At 34.5% G+C, this 18,565-nt stretch carries 16 protein-coding genes; all 16 read right to left on the bottom strand.

Annotated elements, in window-relative coordinates:
• Window positions 1-7 precede the first annotated feature (7 nt).
• Window positions 8-700 carry a LolA family protein gene (locus OLM51_RS17635; RefSeq protein WP_264551908.1) on the bottom strand — a complete coding sequence of 231 codons (693 nt, stop codon included), beginning with the start codon at window positions 698-700 and terminating at the stop codon, window positions 8-10.
• A 7-nt stretch (window positions 701-707) separates the two neighbouring features.
• Window positions 708-3,158, bottom strand: a complete 2,451-nt coding sequence (locus OLM51_RS17630; protein ID WP_264551907.1) for a DNA translocase FtsK — start codon at window positions 3,156-3,158, stop codon at window positions 708-710.
• 15 nt (window positions 3,159-3,173) lie between these two features.
• The gene (locus OLM51_RS17625; RefSeq protein ID WP_264551906.1) at window positions 3,174-3,548 is read right to left on the bottom strand and encodes a diacylglycerol kinase family protein; all 375 of its coding nucleotides are present in this window, start codon (window positions 3,546-3,548) and stop codon (window positions 3,174-3,176) included.
• A gap of 9 nt (window positions 3,549-3,557) precedes the next feature.
• A complete protein-coding gene (tpx, locus tag OLM51_RS17620) occupies window positions 3,558-4,055 on the bottom strand; it encodes a thiol peroxidase (RefSeq protein WP_264551905.1) in 498 nt (165 codons plus the stop codon).
• A gap of 340 nt (window positions 4,056-4,395) precedes the next feature.
• Window positions 4,396-4,653 carry a DUF6952 family protein gene (locus OLM51_RS17615; protein ID WP_035684509.1) on the bottom strand — a complete coding sequence of 86 codons (258 nt, stop codon included), beginning with the start codon at window positions 4,651-4,653 and terminating at the stop codon, window positions 4,396-4,398.
• Window positions 4,654-4,757: 104 nt separating this feature from the next.
• A complete protein-coding gene (locus OLM51_RS17610) occupies window positions 4,758-5,066 on the bottom strand; it encodes a thioredoxin family protein (RefSeq protein WP_007805605.1) in 309 nt (102 codons plus the stop codon).
• Between the two features lie 228 nt (window positions 5,067-5,294).
• The gene (locus OLM51_RS17605) at window positions 5,295-5,933 is read right to left on the bottom strand and encodes a peroxiredoxin (protein ID WP_035649265.1); all 639 of its coding nucleotides are present in this window, start codon (window positions 5,931-5,933) and stop codon (window positions 5,295-5,297) included.
• A 123-nt stretch (window positions 5,934-6,056) separates the two neighbouring features.
• Window positions 6,057-7,670, bottom strand: coding sequence for a glycoside hydrolase family 3 protein (locus tag OLM51_RS17600; RefSeq protein WP_264551904.1), 1,614 nt, complete (start codon window positions 7,668-7,670; stop codon window positions 6,057-6,059).
• A 2-nt stretch (window positions 7,671-7,672) separates the two neighbouring features.
• Window positions 7,673-8,122 carry a GNAT family N-acetyltransferase gene (locus OLM51_RS17595; RefSeq protein WP_264551903.1) on the bottom strand — a complete coding sequence of 150 codons (450 nt, stop codon included), beginning with the start codon at window positions 8,120-8,122 and terminating at the stop codon, window positions 7,673-7,675.
• Window positions 8,123-8,220: 98 nt separating this feature from the next.
• Window positions 8,221-8,562, bottom strand: a complete 342-nt coding sequence (locus OLM51_RS17590; RefSeq protein ID WP_264551902.1) for a hypothetical protein — start codon at window positions 8,560-8,562, stop codon at window positions 8,221-8,223.
• A 22-nt stretch (window positions 8,563-8,584) separates the two neighbouring features.
• Window positions 8,585-9,907 (bottom strand): MFS transporter, encoded by a 1,323-nt coding sequence (locus OLM51_RS17585; RefSeq protein ID WP_264551901.1) that lies wholly within the window; start codon window positions 9,905-9,907, stop codon window positions 8,585-8,587.
• On the bottom strand, window positions 9,894-11,465 hold the full coding sequence (locus OLM51_RS17580; RefSeq protein ID WP_264551900.1) for a glycoside hydrolase family 10 protein: 1,572 nt from the start codon (window positions 11,463-11,465) through the stop codon (window positions 9,894-9,896). Before OLM51_RS17580 ends, OLM51_RS17585 begins: the two co-directional genes overlap by 14 nt.
• Before the next feature lie 94 nt (window positions 11,466-11,559).
• Window positions 11,560-12,831, bottom strand: a complete 1,272-nt coding sequence (locus OLM51_RS17575) for an acyltransferase family protein (RefSeq protein ID WP_264551899.1) — start codon at window positions 12,829-12,831, stop codon at window positions 11,560-11,562.
• A 46-nt stretch (window positions 12,832-12,877) separates the two neighbouring features.
• Window positions 12,878-14,083 (bottom strand): anhydro-N-acetylmuramic acid kinase, encoded by a 1,206-nt coding sequence (locus OLM51_RS17570; RefSeq protein WP_264551898.1) that lies wholly within the window; start codon window positions 14,081-14,083, stop codon window positions 12,878-12,880.
• A gap of 87 nt (window positions 14,084-14,170) precedes the next feature.
• Window positions 14,171-15,448, bottom strand: a complete 1,278-nt coding sequence (locus tag OLM51_RS17565) for a RagB/SusD family nutrient uptake outer membrane protein (RefSeq protein WP_264551897.1) — start codon at window positions 15,446-15,448, stop codon at window positions 14,171-14,173.
• A gap of 15 nt (window positions 15,449-15,463) precedes the next feature.
• Entirely contained in the window at window positions 15,464-18,526 is a 3,063-nt protein-coding gene (locus tag OLM51_RS17560; protein WP_264551896.1) for a SusC/RagA family TonB-linked outer membrane protein, read from the bottom strand.
• Between the last annotated feature and the right edge of the window lie 39 nt (window positions 18,527-18,565).

The raw sequence follows: 18,565 nt of genomic DNA, 5'->3' as shown, positions 1-18,565 counted from the left end.
CTTGTAATTAGTCTAGTTTGTTGATGTAATATTTTGGGTATTTGCTAGCAACAAAGGTAAATTGATTTTTTGATAAAGGCTGATTGGTTTTAAAAGAATTAACGGTTAAAGTTGTTTTTGTTCCGTTTTTTCCAGTTTCAATCAAATTATAGATGTGTTTAGTCTGAACGTCAATACCTAAAAGAATTTCTTTTCTTTGATCTTTTCCACTCGTAGGGACTAGTTTGATGTACTGAATTTTTCTTCCTTTTACATTCTGAACGATATCCATATTGTATTTATAGCCAGAATTAAAGAATGTAAGCATCTTTGAAGGTGTGATAGCATTATCATCTTTTTCATTTACTTTAGAAACAGTAACTTCTTCGTCTTCTGGATTAATAGTGTATGTTTTTTGACCGTCAAATATTTTTGTAACGCCCATAAAATTCAATACATATTGATTTCCTTTCATAGTTACATTTCCTTTACTGTCCTGATTAATATTTTCTTTGGCGTTATTCAAAGAGTATTTAAAATCAATTACAATGTTGTCGTAACTTTTTATTTTGGAAGTAACTTCGTTCAATAAATCTTTGGCTTTTTTATCCTGTGCCTGAATAGAAGTGAAGCTCAAAAGCATTATAATTGCCATTTGAAAATACTTTTTAGTCCTGTTAGTGATAGAATTGTTGCTGATTTCCTGAATTTTCTTTTTCATGATGGGGTTAATTTTGTTCATTATTAAAAAACTGATCAAGAGCACTTAAGTCTAAAATGTTCACGCTTCTTGCTTTACTGCCTTCAAATGGACCAACAATTCCGGCTGCTTCCAATTGATCTATCAATCGGCCGGCTCTGTTATAACCTAGTTTTAATTTTCTTTGCAATAATGAAGCAGAGCCTTGCTGCGCATTGACAATTATTTCAGCAGCTTCTCTAAATAAGGTGTCTCTTTCGGAAATATCCATATCAAGATTGATGCCAGTTTCTTCTCCAACGAACTCAGGAAGTAAATAAGCTGTGGCATACGCTTTTTGTCCACCAATAAAATCTGTAATTTTTTCTACTTCAGGGGTGTCAATAAAGGCACACTGAACACGTGTTACATCGTTTCCGTTTGTATATAATAAATCTCCCCGACCAATTAATTGGTCTGCACCTTGTGTGTCAAGAATAGTTCTCGAGTCAATTTTTGAAGTTACTCTAAACGCGATTCTAGCAGGGAAATTGGCTTTGATTAAACCTGTAATAACGTTTACAGAAGGTCTTTGAGTGGCAATAATTAAATGTATACCAATTGCACGGGCCAACTGAGCCAGACGGGCAATAGGAATTTCAACTTCTTTTCCGGCAGTCATAATCAAATCGGCGAACTCATCGACAACCAAAACGATGTAAGGTAAAAATCGGTGACCAGCTTCCGGATTTAATTTTCTTGCTTTAAATTTATCATTGTATTCTTTTATGTTACGAACCATCGCATCTTTTAATAAAGAATAACGATTGTCCATTTCAACACAGAGTGAGTTTAACGTGTTAACCACTTTTGCATTATCGGTAATAATTGCATCTTCCGTATCTGGAAGTTTTGCTAAGTAATGTCTTTCGATTTTATTAAAAAGTGTAAGCTCTACTTTTTTAGGGTCTACTAAAACGAATTTTACTTCGGCAGGATGTTTTTTGTATAAAAGTGAAGTCAAAACAGCATTTAATCCAACCGATTTTCCTTGTCCAGTTGCCCCGGCCATCAATAAGTGTGGCATTTTGGCTAAATCGACAACAAAAGTCTCATTGGATATGGTTTTTCCAAGGGCAATTGGAAGTTCCATTTCAGCTTCCTGAAATTTAGCTGATCCAATAACGCTTTTCATCGAAACCATAGTTGGGTTTTTGTTCGGAACCTCAATACCGATAGTTCCTTTTCCTGGAATTGGTGCAATAATACGAATTCCTAAGGCAGATAAAGACAGGGCGATATCATCCTCTAAGCTCTTAATTTTAGAAATTCTGATTCCGGCTTCCGGAACAATTTCATATAAAGTTACAGATGGGCCAACGGTCGCTTTAATCTGTGCAATTTCAATTTTGTAGTTACGAAGTGTATCTACAATCTTGTTTTTATTTTCTTCTAATTCTTCCTGATTAATGGTAATTCCACCAGTCGAATATTCTTTTAATAAATCGATGGTTGGGAATTTATAATTCGATAAATCTAAAGTTGGGTCAAATAAACCAAAATCAGCAACTAATCTTGAAGCCAGATTTTCTTCAATAATATCTTCTTCTTCAGCTTTTTCAATAACAAATTCTTCTGTATGAACTGCAGCAGTTTCTACAACTGGATTTACATTCATTTGTACGGGTTTTAAAACCGGATTCAAATCAATTTCTGATGAATGTGAAATGGTTGGTTTTAAAGCCTCTTTGTTGATTTCGAATTGAGAATCTACTGTTTTTAAATGAATGTTATCTACTTCAGGATCTTCTTCAATAGCAAACTCTTCCAGATTATAAGCACTTTCCGGTTGTTGCGGAGTGGGTTTGATGGAATTTAATTCGGATTTGAACTCTTTCTTTGTTGAGTCAAAATAAGACTGAATTTTTTCAGGAGACAGTTTAATTTTGAAGATGAGGTAAACGATTAGTCCAAAAAGCAGGGTTAATAATGTTCCTGTTTTTCCAATATAGTCCTGAAGAAAAAGATTTAGTTCGTAACCAATTGTTCCTCCTAGTTCGGGTGCTGAGGTAGCGAAAAAACCAAACAGAACAGAAACAATTATTATGGCAAATAAATCCCAAAACCAGGTGTTTTTTAATTTTTTGGTCGAAAGTTCTAATGCAAGGAATAATCCGGTTAAGAAAAATAAACGGACAAAAATAAAAGAAGCAATTCCGAAACCTCTGTAAACAATGAGATCAGCAAGGAAAGCACCAAATTTACCAAGCCAGTTTTGTACTACTTCAGTACGATCATCAAGCTGACTTACGGCACTTTGGTCTGTTTGCCATTGCCCGTTAACATAAAACGAAATAAATGCAACTAATAATGCAATCGAAAAGAGGACTAAAAGGCATCCTAAAACAAATTTTTGTTGTCTGGATAATGTGAAGGACCTAACGCTCTCAATTTTTGATTCGGTTTTTTTGTCTACAGTTTCTTTTTTACTTTTTGCCATTCTTGCGTTTCTTGCCTATATAAATTTTGGGAGATAGATAATTAAGCCAATTGCTATTGCAGTCATTGCGGCAAAAAATACCGCTCCGGCAGCAATATCTTTAATAAATCCGATTCGTTTACTGTAATCCGGATGGATAAAGTCAGCAATCTTTTCAACCGCTGTGTTTAATCCTTCAATACTTAAAACTAAACCTATAGCTAATGTTTGACAAAGCCATTCGGTTTGTGAGATGTGAAAATAAAACCCGGCAATAGTCATCAGGATGCCCAATGAAAATTGAACCATGATGCTATGTTCTGTTGTAATCAGTTTTACAGCACCGTTAAAAGCATAAGTCATGCTTTTTAAACGGCCTGTAACAAATGTATTGTCTTTTTGAAATTCCATGTAAGGGTATTATAGTGCTGCTAAAGCTGCTTCGTAATTTGGTTCGTTTGCAATTTCTGCAACTTGTTCTGTATGAGTGATTTTTCCGTTTGCATCGACTACAATGATTGCTCTTGAATGTAAACCAGCTAATGGTCCGTCTACAATTTCTAAACCGTTTGCTTTTCCAAAAGCACCAGTCTGAAAATCTGATAAGTTTACCACGTTTTCTAATCCTTCAGCACCACAAAAACGTTTTTGAGCAAAAGGCAAATCTCTGGAAATACATAAAACAGTCGTGTTTTCTAGTCCGCTTGCATTTGCATTAAAAGTTCTGACAGATGTAGCACAAGTTCCTGTGTCAACACTTGGAAAAATGTTTAAAACTAGTTTTTTACCAGCAAAATTACTTAATGAAGCAACTGATAAGTCGTTTTGAATTAATTTAAAATCAGCTAATTGTGATCCAACTGCTGGTAATTCGCCTGATGTATGTACTGGATTTCCTCCTAATGTGATAGATGCCATGATTTTTGATTAAAATTAATGAGGCTCAAAAGTAAGGATTAATATTTGAATCTAAAAGTATTTGTTATGGGTTTAAGGAGAGATTAAGAAGGTGAGTTTTTATCTTGGTTTACGACGAATGGCACACGGATGACACGGATTTGCTTACGCAAAAACGCGGATCTACACGGATTTTTTTTTACAAAATAATAAAATGAAAAAATCCGTTTAGATCCGCGACTTCACGAAGTGAATCCGTGTCATCCGCGTACCATCTGTAACAATAAAAAAAAAGCGTCCCTAAAATAGAAACGCTTTCTCAGTCATGTTTTTTTGTTTTTTATTTGAAAAAGAGGTCGATTTATTTATCGATAGAGCCTAAAACACGCTTCATAAACGTATTAAGAGCTTCTTTTTTATCTGTTCCCTGTGCTACCAATTTTTGTACTTCAAGTGCACCGTACATATTTGAAATCAATTCGCCGATTACGTCTAATTCTTCATCTTTAAGAGAAGAGATTTCAGTCATGGCTTCCAAAACTTCGATCGTTTCTATGATATAATCCTGATCGTTTTCTTCGATAAACTGTGTTAAATGCTTTATTACTGGTAATTTCATTTTCTAGATTTTTAGATTGTTAGACTACTTAGACATTTTAGACTTTTTCAAATTTTTAGAAATATCTAAGTAGTCTAAAAATCTAAGCAAGTCTCATAATCTAATTACGCAATAGCGTTTACCAAGTCGATTAAAACTTCTTGTTTGTTAGTTTGTGTTTCGCCAACTAATTGTCCGTTTACAAAAGTTGCGAATGTTGGCAAGTTGCTCACATTAGCAAGTTTTCTTGATTCAGGAGAATTTTCTGCATCAACCAAAACAAAAGTGATAGCTTCATTTTCTGTGGCTAATTTTTTGAATTTTGGTTTCATAATACGGCAATTTCCACACCATGAAGCTGAATATTGTACTACTACTTTTTCGTTTTTAGCAACTAAATCTGCTAACGTATCTTCGTTTAAGTCGATTAACATAATTTTTATTTTTAAGACACTAAGTTGCTAAGGTTCTAAGATGCTAAGCTTTTGCTCTCGAACCGAATAACTTTGTGTGGATTTATTTGATAGGTTTTTTTAAGTCGTTGAGATTCTAAGATCTAAGTTTAATCTTAGAATCTCTTGACTTTTATTGTAGAATTGTATGTAAGATTCAAAAGTTAAGTTAAAAAACTTAGCAACTTAGAACCTTAGTATCTTAGCAGCTTAGTTAGCGCTTAAGTATTCAGCAGTACTTAGTCTGTCAGCAGACATTGCTTCTTTACCAGCTTCCCAGTTTGCAGGACAAACTTCACCTTTAGTCTGGATGTGCGTGTAAGCGTCAACCATTCTTAAATATTCGTTTACGTTACGTCCTAATGGCATATCGTTTACACTTTCGTGGAAGATTTTTCCAGTTTCGTCAATTAGGTACGTAGCTCTGAAAGTTACATTTGAACCTTCGATGATAACTGAATCCGTTTCTTCGCTGTATTCTGTAGAATCAATATCTAAAATTCCTAAAATGTTAGATAAGTTACGGTTTGTATCCGCTAAGATTGGGTAAGTTACGCCTTCAATTCCACCATTGTTTTTTGGTGTGTTTAACCAAGCAAAGTGAACTTCATTAGTATCGCAAGAAGCACCAATTACGATAGTATTTCTTTTTTCGAATTCTGGTAATGCAGCTTGAAAGGCGTGTAATTCAGTTGGACATACAAAAGTAAAATCTTTTGGGTACCAAAATAAAAGTACTTTTTTATTGTTGTTTACCGCTTCTTCAAAAATGTTGATTTTTAAATTGTCACCCATTTCTGAGATAGCATCTACTGCAATACTTGGGAATTTTTTTCCTACTAAAGACATAATATTCGTTTTACGTTAAAAATTTATTTGATGCAAAAGTAGGGCATAAGTACAGGTACTTACAATAAGATGTGATTATAAAAATTTATAAGTTGATAAATTTTGGCTATTTAACTTTTTAACTTATTGAATATCAATATTTACTGGTAAAACTCCGTTAAAACTATTTTTTTCTAAAAATTGAATTCCTGCCGATTTCTGAAATTCTTCAAAATCCTGATATGCCTGAACTAATCCTGAAGCCTTTTTAAGATTTGGAATAATTGGTAAAACATACGGATTTCCGAAAACGTAAACAATGCATTTTTTGGTTTGAAGTAAACTTGAAAGCAACTCTAAAACTTCATTATCCATTTCGAAATTGTTCATTGGTTTTGCCTTTGGAACAAATAATGAAATAATAATGGTTTCAAAATTTTCTAATTCTTTTTTAATGGATGAAATATCCGAAACTTCTAAATTTTCAAAAGTAAATTCCGGTGAAGGTAATTCAGCCCTTAAAGTTTTAAAAAATGTATTTTTGGTATTTTTATATAAGCTCAGCTTGGCTAGATTGTTGTTTTTCTGAGCTTCAAAAGCTAAATCTGAAATTCCGTTATCAATGATTTTTGTGATGCAATTTTGTGCGATTTCAAGGTTTAATTTAGAAGCATTTTCAAAATTTAATTCGCCTGAAGTAAAAGTTTCATTCGAAAATAATCCAGCTTTTTCTTTAGCTTTCATAATTCGGTTATAGCTTTCGAAAATACGGTCTGGCGAAGCATTTTTAAAGATGGCTTCGATTCCTTCGGGAACATTTTCGGCAAAGCATAAAACATCATTTCCTGCATTGAAAGCTTCCCATTCCAGTTGACCTTTAGTATCATACAATTTAGAAACACTGTGCATATTTAATGCGTCAGAAATTACCAATCCGTCGTAACCTAATTTATCACGCAATAGATCCTGAATAACTGCTTTTGATAAAGTTGCTGAGGTATCTTTCCCATCGTTTAAACTTGGAACAGCCAAGTGTCCGATCATAATAGAATCGACATTGTTTTCTATTCCTTTTATAAAAGGATATAATTCGTTTTCTAATAATTCTTCAAGAGTTTCTTTTAAAACCGGCAATCCTAAATGCGAATCAACATTAGTATTTCCGTGTCCGGGAAAATGTTTCAGACAGCCTAAAACGCCAACTTCCGACATTCCTTTTAAATATTGAATTGAATAATCGGCTACTTTTTCTTTGTTTTCGCCAAAAGAACGATAACCAATAACCGGATTATTTGGATTATTGTTGATATCTGCCAAAGGCGATAAATTATACTGAATTCCGGCTGCTTTTAAATCTAAACCGATTTGTTTTCCAACTTCAAAAACTAAATCAGATTTGTTTTCAGGTAAAGCTCCAAGTGTAATTGCATACGGATATTGTGGTGTTTTTTCAATACGCATGGCTAAACCCCATTCTGCGTCAATACTGATTAAAAGAGGGGTGGAAGCTGCTTTTTGATAACGAACAATCAGCGCTTTGATTTTTTCGTAGCTGTCATCATTAAAAATAACTTTTTTCTTGCTTTCGTAATTGGTTGCAGCACTGGCGCGACTATGAAAAAAGGTTAGTCCGCCAATATTATGTTCTTTAATAAGGCGTTCAGTTTCCTGAATATTTTCTTCGGTATCGTTAATAAAAACGGCTGGGAAGAAAAATTGCCCTATCCTTTGTCTTAATGCTTCGGCTGTGGTTTTCATTATTATAAAGTCTTTTTCATACAGACACTATTGTCCATTTCCTCGTAAGGCGGATAATTTGGAATGATAGTATAATTTAATTTTTGATATAAGTTGATGGCCTCGGGCTGGTTTTTGCCGGTTTCCAAAATAGTATAAGTATAACCCACTTCTTTGGCCCAGATTTCTAATTCGGCCAGAACTTTTGATGCAATTCCTTTATTGCGAAAATCAGGATGAACATACATTCGTTTGATTTCAGTTGTACCACTTTCTTTTTCTCGAAAAGCGCCGCAGCCAACTGGAATACCATTTTCATAATAAACGATCGTATGTTTTATTTTATCAGTTTTATTGAACTGATTGTAAAAAGCATGATCTTCCCCGTCTCTAATTGCCAGATCTTTATCTAATAAAGCAACCAGATTTATAAAGTCAATATCGTCTGAATTTGTACGTTTTAAATTACTCATTTCTACTTTTTTACCATTAAGATATGAAGTTCATAAAGCTTGGCTTAAATAACTTAATCTCTTAATGGTTAAAGAAAATTAAGCTTCTTTTAATTCACTTATTTTAATTTTGCCTTTTTCTGCTTAGCTAATTGTTTTTTGGTCTCAAGTGCTTTTTCTAATCGGTTTTTGAAACGGAAAAGTTTTGGCAGACCTTCAATTCTGTCTACAAGCGTAATTTCTTCATAGACAATAATGGCTTTTTCTAAAACACGAATTTCATTCTCAATGTCATTTTGGTTTTTGTAGATTGTTGCCAATCTATCGTAAGGATGATTTCCTTTAAAGCCTTCCTTGACATTTTCCTCATATAATTCAATTGCTTTTTCAGGATTTCCGCTTTTTTCGAATTCAGCTCCTTTCAAGTTGCGTTCGGCTTGCAAATTTTCATTGATTTCCATAGGTAAAAGTTTGATTTGGGGTTTAAACTTCTTCTGATTTTTTCCCAAAATCTTTCGGGAAAGTTAAAAAACGTGATAAAATAAGACCAGGAATTGTGGCAATCAAAACCCAAACAAAGAAGTTTTGATAGCCTAAATATTGTTGTATAAAACCACTTAACATTCCCGGAAGCATCATTCCTAATGCCATAAAACCAGTTGCAAGTGCATAATGCGCTGTTTTTGATTCGCCTTCGGCAACATGAATTAAATACATCATGAAACCGGTAAATCCAAAACCATATCCAAACTGTTCTAAAACAACTGTAATACAAGTATAAAGATTTAATGGAGAATTTATTTCAAAAAAATATAAATTTATATGAAGATGGAATAATTCCTGTGGCTGAAAATGAGCTAAGCCAATAAAACCAAGTATTGGGAGATGCATTGCTAAAAACATTGGAAGCATCCATTTGGTTAGTCCATGTTTAGAAATTGCAATTCCGCCTAAAATACCGCCAATTGTTAAAGCTAGAATACCTAATGTTCCATAAATGATTCCAACGGCTTCTGTATCTAATCCCATTCCTCCTAATTCTCTTTTATCAAGTAAAAAAGGACTTAACATTTTTAGTAATTGTGATTCTCCTAATCGAAAAACCAAAATAAAAGCCAGAATTAATCCGATTTGTTTTTTCTTGAAGAAACTGATAAATATAGTTCCGAAGTTCTGGTGAGCTGTTTCTTCTTTGCTTTTTACGACATTAACCTCATTCTTTGGCGTAAAAATAAAATTGTAAGCTGTAATGAAAGTCATCAATAAACCAACAAAAATCATAGTATAAGACCAGGCTTTAGTGTTGTCACCATATTTGTGTTCTAAATATCCGGCAAAAAGTACCACTAATCCGTTTCCGGCAAGCATAGAAAGTCGGTAGAAAGTACTTCTGATACCAATAAAGAAAGATTGTTGGTCTTCTGGTAAAACCAATAAATAGAAACCATCAGTGGCAATATCATTTGAAGCTGAAGCAAAAGCAGCTACCCAAAATATAGCCAAAGACATCATAAAAAAGCCACTTGTTGGAATGGTGAATCCAACTAACAGAAAGGCTATAGAAATAATTAGCTGCATGGATAAAAACCATTTTCTTTTGGTTCCGATTATTTCAATAAGCGGACTCCATAGCGGTTTTACTACCCAAGGGAGATATAATAAACTGGTATAAATACCAATATCCTCATTTGAAATTCCCAGATTTTTGTACATAATTACCGAAACCGATATAATTATGGCATACGGCAATCCAGATGCAAAGTTTAGAAACGGAATCCAAAACCAAGGTTTATTATCTATTTTCATTTGGTTGGGCTGGTATATAGTTTTTGAATGGTTTTTTTAGATCTATTGCTGTTGGTGTACTTTCGTTTGCATAGTAATCAATAAATGTTACTGCACAAGCTTTAAATAGGTTAAGTTTTCCTCCTGCAACTGAGAAAGTGATTTTTCCGTCAATTTCTTTTACGGTTACTTTATCCACAATTTTTGTAGCGTCGTTAATGTTGATTTTTGAAACATGCTCACCTCCGTAAATCACCATATAGCGAACATTTGTATTCAGAGGACTTTTGATTGTAAAGGTGTATTTTATACTGTCTTTGGTATATTCAAGTACTTGAGGAGTATCAATAATAACATGTTTTAAATTTGGAACTGCCGCAGGAAGCGCCGGGTATTTGTATTGGTTTTCTTCTAAATGACGAACTACATCTAAATTTTTACCCATGAACCATTTTGAGCTGAAATAAGCACTTCCGGAAACGTTTTTGAAACTTCTTGCAAAATCAATCTGACTTGGAATTTCATTCATGAAGTTCCAGCTTTTGTCACCATCACCTCTGATTTTGTAAGATGCATGTCCGATATAAATGGCTGTGTTGTTTGAGTTTTCAGACCACCATTTTACTAATTTTGAGTAAGAAGCACGAGGATTATTCATGCTCCAATAGAGTTGAGGTAAAATATAATCGATCCATTTTTGATCCATCCATAAAACCGGATCAGCATATAAATCGTCATAATTTGATGTTGATTGTGTTTCAGAACCTCTTGGATCGACTGATTTATTACGCCAAACTCCAAAAGGACTAATTCCGAACTGAACCCACGGTTTACTTGCTTTTATAGTGGTTGAAATGGTGTGTACAAAATTGCTCACATTGGCACGGCGCCAGTCTGAAAGGCTTAATCCGGCTCCGTATTTTTTGTATGAAGCGGTATCGTTAAAAACTTTCCCCGGAACAGTGTACGGATAGAAATAATCATCAAAATGAATGGCATCGATGTCATATTTATCTACTACTTCTTTTACGACTTTTGTTAAATGTTCCTGAACTTCTGGTAAAGCAGGGTCATAATAATATTTTCCTCCATATTCAATCATCCATTCGGGATGTTTAAAAAGATCGTGTCCCGGACTTAAAATATTTTTATTCAAATCAAAAGTAGCGCGATAAGGATTCAGCCAGGCATGAAACTCAAAACCTTTGGCATGTGCCTGCTCGATCATCCAGGCTAATGTATCGTAATATGGGTTTGGTGCTAAACCTTCTTTTCCGGTTAAAAAACGTGACCAGGGTGCCAATTCAGAAGGATAAATGGCATCTCCAACACTTCTAACCTGAACGATTACGGCATTGTAATTTAATTTTTTATAAGTTTCTAAAATTTCCAGATAATCAGCTTTTTCTTTTTCTACATTATCAACGCTTGTTTTTGGCCAGTCGATATTTACAACGGTGGCAATCCAGACACCTCTAAATTCATTTTTTGGGTGCATTGTATTTTCCTGCGCATTAATAATCACAGGAAAGAAAAGAATAAATATGATGGAGAATATTAGATACTGACTTTTATGCATTTCAACGTTTTTTAACAGAAACCAAAAATAGTTTTTTTAGATGATTATAAGAAATTTAAATTTTGCAATATTAATTATGGTTTTTCTTAAGAAATTAGACTTTAAAAATCATTTTCTTTTTGTAAAAATACCATAACACACCACTCCATAATAGGATGTAAATTATAGAATAAGTTAGGGATGAAAGCAGCTGATTTTCAAAAAGCGGACTAATCCAAAAATGGTAGGCATAATCTCTAACGTTGATTGTATCTGAAATATTTTCAGGATCCTGAATTTTAATCATTGTCAGGGCTCGCGGTAAAATCCCGGAAACAAAGAATACAATCATCGGGTTTACTCCCCAGGTTAATAGGAAGGTTGTCCATTTTTTGTATCCTAAAACATCAATTATATAATATATTATCGAAAGCAATAATAGAGCCAAGCCTGCTGTAAATAAAACATAAGAGCTGGTCCATATTGATTTATTTATAGGGAAGACTAAAGACCATACTAAACCGAGAAGTATTAATACGAAGCTTATACCAGTCATTATTTTATTAATTTTTATTTTTGGCATTGGCTGAATCAGTAATTGACCAATTAGCAAACCTATCAAACCGTTTCCTATTACGGGTAATGTGCTTAATAAACCTTCAGGATCCCAGGTTTTAGTTTCGATATACATATGGTTTTCGAGTAAAACACTGTCAAGCCAAGAGGCAAAATTGGTTCCCACTTCGAGATTTGGATGCCCTACATCAGGAACAGGAATTAGTGTCATTATTGCCCAATATCCCAATAAGATGCTAGCTGCTAATATGGCTTGCGTTTTTATATTGGTTTTTAGATAGATAATCGAAACAAAAAAGTAAACAATACCAATGCGTTGTAAAACACCGAGTAATCTTATTTTGGCAAAATTTTCATGTCCGCTGTATGCTAAGCCAATTAGAATTATAAAAATGGTAACTGCTAATATGGTTTTTGTTTTGGGTTTGAAATCACCAATTAAGGCATAACCAACTAAAAAGGTAAAAAATAAACGAATGCATAAAAGAAGAATTCCGGGTTGTAAACCCATAAAATGAATCGAATAGAAATAGCTTAAAAAGAGCCCTAAGCAAAAAATACGCAATGATCGGGTGATAATTTTAGTGACGTTTTCAGTATTGTCTTTTTTAACGGGCATTGCTAAAGGAACTGCAATTCCGACGATGAAGATGAAGAACGGAAATACTAAATCGGCCAGAGTGCAGCCATTCCATTTTGCGTGATCTAATATCGGATAGACATAGCTCCAGCTTCCGGGATTGTTTACTAAAGTCATTAATAAGACAGTAAGTCCTCTTAATACATCGACTGAAATTATACGATCTTTCATTTTTGGGTTGGTTTTGTAATTAGATTTGGTTTGTTAGTAATTTGTTTTAATCTGGCATGGAGATTTTTCCCATTGTAATGGATGGGATTTTTTGTGATCCAAAATCAAAGTTTCCTCCGGCTACTGTTTCGTTGGCTAAAATGGCAAATAAAACCGCTTCTTTGGCATCGCTTGAAATTCCTAAATCATCGCTTTTATAAAATTGGCAAGGCAATAATTCTTTCAGCCAGCTTACGATTAAAGGATTATTTGTTCCTCCGCCAGACATATAGATTTTAAAATCCTGAATAGGGGTTGAGGTATTTTTTACGGCATATTGAATAGCTTCTGCAATTGTTTCGGCAGTAAAACGGGAGAGTGTTGCTAATAAATCCGGAGCAGAGATGGTTTCGATTGCACTTTTTTTCAAGGCGTCTTTTACATATTCAGCACCAAATAGTTCCGGTCCGATGGTTTTTGGAAACTCCTGCTGGAAAAAGGAATTGTCTTTTAAATTGTGCAATAAAACCTGATTTACTGTTCCTTGTTTGGCAATTTCGGCATCTTTGTCATAGCTTTTTTCGGGAAAATAATGCTTTACAAAAAGATCAATTAAAGTATTTCCGGTTCCTGTATCGGTTACAAACGTTTCATTGGCGTTTAATGAAGCAGGTAAAAAAGTAAAATTGGCAATACCGCCCATGTTAAGCATAATTCGGTTTTCTCCTTTTTTTCCGAATAGAAAATAATCCCCATAAACAGCCAATGGAGCTCCTTCGCCGCCGGCAGCTATATGCTTTTGCCTGAAATCTGACAATGTTATAATTCCGGTTTTAATAGCAATGTGATCACCATCACCAATTTGCAAAGTAGCATTTGGAAATTTTTCCAGCTGATGCAAAAATTTTGGAGCATGTAAAACCGTTTGTCCATGCGATGCTATTAAATCGACTGAATCAGAAGTGATATTCCATTTTTTTAAACTGGTATTGATCATTTCAGCATGCAGTAGACCAATCCATTCGTTAAGGACAACCAAATGTTGGAAATCAATTTCTTTTTTGGCAAATACTTTACGAATTTCAATTTTAATTTCTTCCGAATAATCAATGGTCTCAAACTGAATAAGTTTTACGGCAGTATTTTCTCCGGATCCCGAAATCTCGCATAAAGCAATATCAAGCCCGTCTAATGATGTGCCAGACATTAAACCAATAATTTTTCGGGTTTCTTTTTGCGCAATTTGATAAAGTGCGCTAATATTCTTGTTCATGAAAGGTAGATTTATGAATTTTTCTTAATTCAAATACTATGTATTTAATAAAATGGGGACATAAAATTAGTCCCCATTTTTATTCATTTATATTGCCGGATCTGGTGGAGTGTTTGTATTGTTGTTTCTTTCAGAATCCGGGTAAGGATACCAGTTACGGTTTCTTTCGGCTCCGGCTGTACCTGCACCAGGACGCTCAAATCTTCTGCTGTCTTCCAGTTTCAAACTCGACATGTACATTTCGATACAACGGTTTCGGTAAATTTCAGTCAAAATAGCTGCTTTTGTAACCGCTCCGGCATAAGGAGCAAGATTAGCTCCAATTCCATAGGTATCTCCTGCGGCAGTTTTAGTCAGCACTTTGTTTAATTCTATAATGGCCTGAGGTAAATTGTCTTTTCGCGCATATCCTTCTGCTTTAATCAATATCATTTCGCCTGGTAAGTATAATGGTATTGGTTTTAAATTTGAATCAAAAAAACCGGTTGCAGTTGTAGGGTTAGAGCCTGGTTTGATGTAAAAATTCAGCCTTCCGTCAGAACTTATAGGTGCTAAATCTGCCGGTAATCCTAAAGTCAGATCAACAGGCTGAAAAACATTGTTTGTCGTGATCGAAATATAGGCAATCGGGTTTGCACTTATCTGATCAAAACCAAATACTGATTTTGCAGAAAGATCTACCATTCCGGCATAGGTGATAGCATTATCATAATCTCCCGCCATTAAATAGGTTCTGGCTAAAAGTGCATAAACAGTATTTTTGTAGTTAATACCGGCTACTAAGCCTGAAAATCCTGTTGCTTTATCCAATAAAGGTTCTGTCGCTTTCAGAATTTTAATAGCTTCGCTTAGTACATCAGCTCTGGTGTCAAAAGTGGCGTTTTTTGCTGTTTTTAAAGGGACAGCCTGAAAATACTGCACAAGAGTAGTGATGGCCATTGCTTTGAAAATAGAGGCATGAACCAAAACACTTGCTTTCTCATTTTCTGTGGTTAAAACATCAACATGATCAATTACTTTTTGAGATTCTGACTTAATCACAAGGCATTGTGACCATAAATTATTTACAACGTTGTTTTTTGTTGAAAGAACTTCGCCACCAACAGAAAGTTCACCTTCGTCAACGTTTCCTGCGTTTAGTAATCGCAATTCTTTTGTTGTGAAACCATTTCCGGTAATGGTATTATAAACCGGACTTGTTCTGTCTATGGTCCAAAGTTGTTGTAAACCGTTTGCCGCACCAATAATTCCGTCTCTGGTTCCAAAAACTAACTCCTGAGAGGGTTTGGTCGGGTCTAAATAATCTTCATTACAACTGATAAAAAGTAATGAAAGGGCTACTATAGGGATGAATATCTTTTTCATAATGTTTTTATTAGATTAAAATTGAACTTTTACAGCTAAAGTGTATGAGCTAGGAATTGGCACCGTTCCAAAATTATATTTCGCAACAGAAGATTGTCCGCCTGAATTGGTTTCCGGATCAAAACTAGTGAAGTTATCCCATGAAATAAGGTTTCTTCCACTTGCTGTAATGGTTAAATCATCAAAGAAATTATTTAATTTTCCAAAAGAATAGTTTAAAGAAACTTCTCTTAGTTTTAAGTAGCTTCCATCAACAACTCTAAATTCTTCTACATTATAAACCGACCAGATGTAACCACGTGGTAATTCTCCGTTAAGTTCTTTTGTTACTAAAGTTCCTGAACCTACACCTTGTCTGGTTCTGTAATCGGCATCAAAAACATCCACACCCTGAACGCCGTCAAATAATACAGATAAGCCGAATTTTTTGTAATTCATATTAGCGCCAAATGCGATGATATAATCCGGATTTGGATTTCCGATTTCTTTGTTCAGAATAGTTCCGGTAGGTTGTCCGGAAGCATCTCTTTGCGGAGTTCCTGTATTTACATCACCTTTTTCAGTTTGCGGATATCCGGTAGGTGTTAGCAATAAACTTCCATCAGCATTTCGGGCAAAATAAGTGCCGTAGAAAATTCCGATTGGTTTGTCCATTTCGACAAAAACGGGTGCACCGGCTAAGTTACTGTCTAATTTAAAGCGTTTTTGCGGTAAACCTGTTACTTTATTTCGGTTGCTGCTATAGTTTACAAAAACATCAAGATGTACATTTTCTTTTTTGATAAGGTCATATTTCAGATTGATTTCGTATCCTTTGTTGTTCATTTGTCCAACATTTTTAATGGTATTCGTAGCACCTTCAGACGCTGCCAGCTGAACTGGTAACAACAAATCATCTATATCGGCATTGTAATAACTAAACGATAAGTTTAAACGGTCTTTGATGAAACCAAAATCTCCACCAATTTCATACGTAACACTTTGTTCTGGTCTTAAATCTAAGTTTCCTTGTTTAAGTCCTTCCATAGTAAAGGTACTATTTCCTAAAAGTGTTCCTGTAGAATAGTTTGTAAAACGTGCATAAGGTTTAATAGCAGTTAAACTTCCAGATTTCCCCCAAGATCCTCTTAATCTTACTGAGCTTACAACATCATGAATTCCTGCCATGAATTTTTCATCAGAAAGAACATAACTTAAACTCGCTTTTGGATAAAATTGAGATCTGTTATCGCTGGAGAAAATAGTCGAAGCATCTTGTCTGATGGCCAAAGTCATGTATAATCGGTCTCTAAATCCAACAGTTTCCTGAAGATAAAAACCCCATAAATTGTATTTGGACTGGCTTGCACTTGGTGAACCCGGAATTAAAGTATTAAAAGCGTTAATAGTTTCAATAAACGGTTTTAAGTTTCGGCCTTCAATAGCTCCAAAATCATCACGATAGGTTTGAACGTTGTAACCTCCATAAGTGGTAGATTTCCAATTTTGATCAATATTCCAAAGATATCTTAAGTTCAGATCGTTATTGAATTGTACCACTCTGTTTGTCGCTTCAGATACATAACCATCGTTGTAATACGCAGGATTTACCGTGTAAGGATATCTTGGGATGTACACATTTCCTCGTTGGTTGTAATTATCAATACCAAAAATTAAATCGGCATTGAAGTTTTTAAAAGGCACATAGTTCAGTTGAAGATCTGATATGATACGATCTGTATTTTGCTTGATTTTAAAGGTTTCTATAATAGAAAGCGGATTTACCCTGTTTGGATCAACGGCTAATAAGTTACCATTTATATCTCTTTGATTAATGTCGTAAGTATTGTTGGTAATATTTATAGAGTTTATAGGGCTCCAGAAAACGTTTCCATCTGGCTTTTCGTTTGAACTTGAGTTTACATAATTCAATCCTACAGTTGCAGATAATTTGGCATTGAATTCATGTTTTAGCCTTAATTTAGCACCAATTCTTTTAAAATCAGTGTTTTTTATGATTCCTTCATTGGATAAGTAACCAAGTGATCCAAAATATTTTGTTTTGTCATCTCCACCTTGTAAAGAGAAGTAAGTATCTGTACCAACTCCGGTAGTGAAAATATCATCCTGATAATCGTATCGTTTTACGTCTATAGTTCTTGTTTCAAGATTTCTTCCCAAAACATTTACTGTAGTTGGACTCGCCGGATTTCCCTGAATCGGGAATAAAGCAGGCGAACTGTTTACAAATTGTTTGTCAGACATATTCATGTCTATTTTTTTTCTGATATGGTTTGAGGTTACGCTGGTTGCGAACGTGTATCTTGTTTCGCCGGCAACACCTTTTTTAGTTGTAATTAAAACTACACCATTGGCAGCTCTCGATCCATATATGGCGGCAGCTGCACCACCGTTTAATACTTCGATACTTTGAATGTCGTTAGGGTTAATGTCTGAAGATCTGTTCTGACCAATCTGCATATTAGAATTTCCTGTCGTTACATTTAAGTTGGTTACATTGGTCGTGGCATTATTTAAAATTACACCATCAATTACATATAAAGGGTCTGAAGATCCTAAAATAGAAGAAGTTCCTCTAAGTTTAATACTGAAACCTCCTGCCGGATCACCTGAGTTTTGAGAAACCTGTGCGCCTGCGATTTTTCCTTGCAAAGCACTGGTAAGGCCAACTGGCTGGGCTTTTACTAAATCCTCTGCTTTTAGACTTGTAACCGCATTACCAAGCTCTTTACGAGTGGCACGAACGGTTGATCCTAGTACTACAACCTCAGAAAGTGTATTGAGTTCTTCAGCCATTCTAAGATTAACTACAGAAGTACCAGAAGAAATTTTAACTTTTTTAGTAGTAAATCCAACGAAACTAAAAACAAGTGTTTCATTTTCGTCTACCGCGATACTAAATTTTCCATCTAAATCGGTTACGGTACTTTTAGATGATCCTTCGATCAGAACAGATACTCCTGGCAGAGAAAGTCCGTCTGTTTCACTTTTAATTGTTCCGGTTACGGTTTTTGTCTGGGCAAAAATGGGCTGCGCAAATAAAATAATTCCAAATAAAATAAATAACAGTTTTTTCATTTTAAAATATTTGATTGGTTAGAGATTCTAAAAATAGGA

Origin of the sequence: Flavobacterium sp. N2038, from assembly GCF_025947185.1 — a bacterium.
Lineage (GTDB): Bacteria > Bacteroidota > Bacteroidia > Flavobacteriales > Flavobacteriaceae > Flavobacterium.
This window is presented reverse-complemented; position numbering and strand designations above follow the sequence as displayed.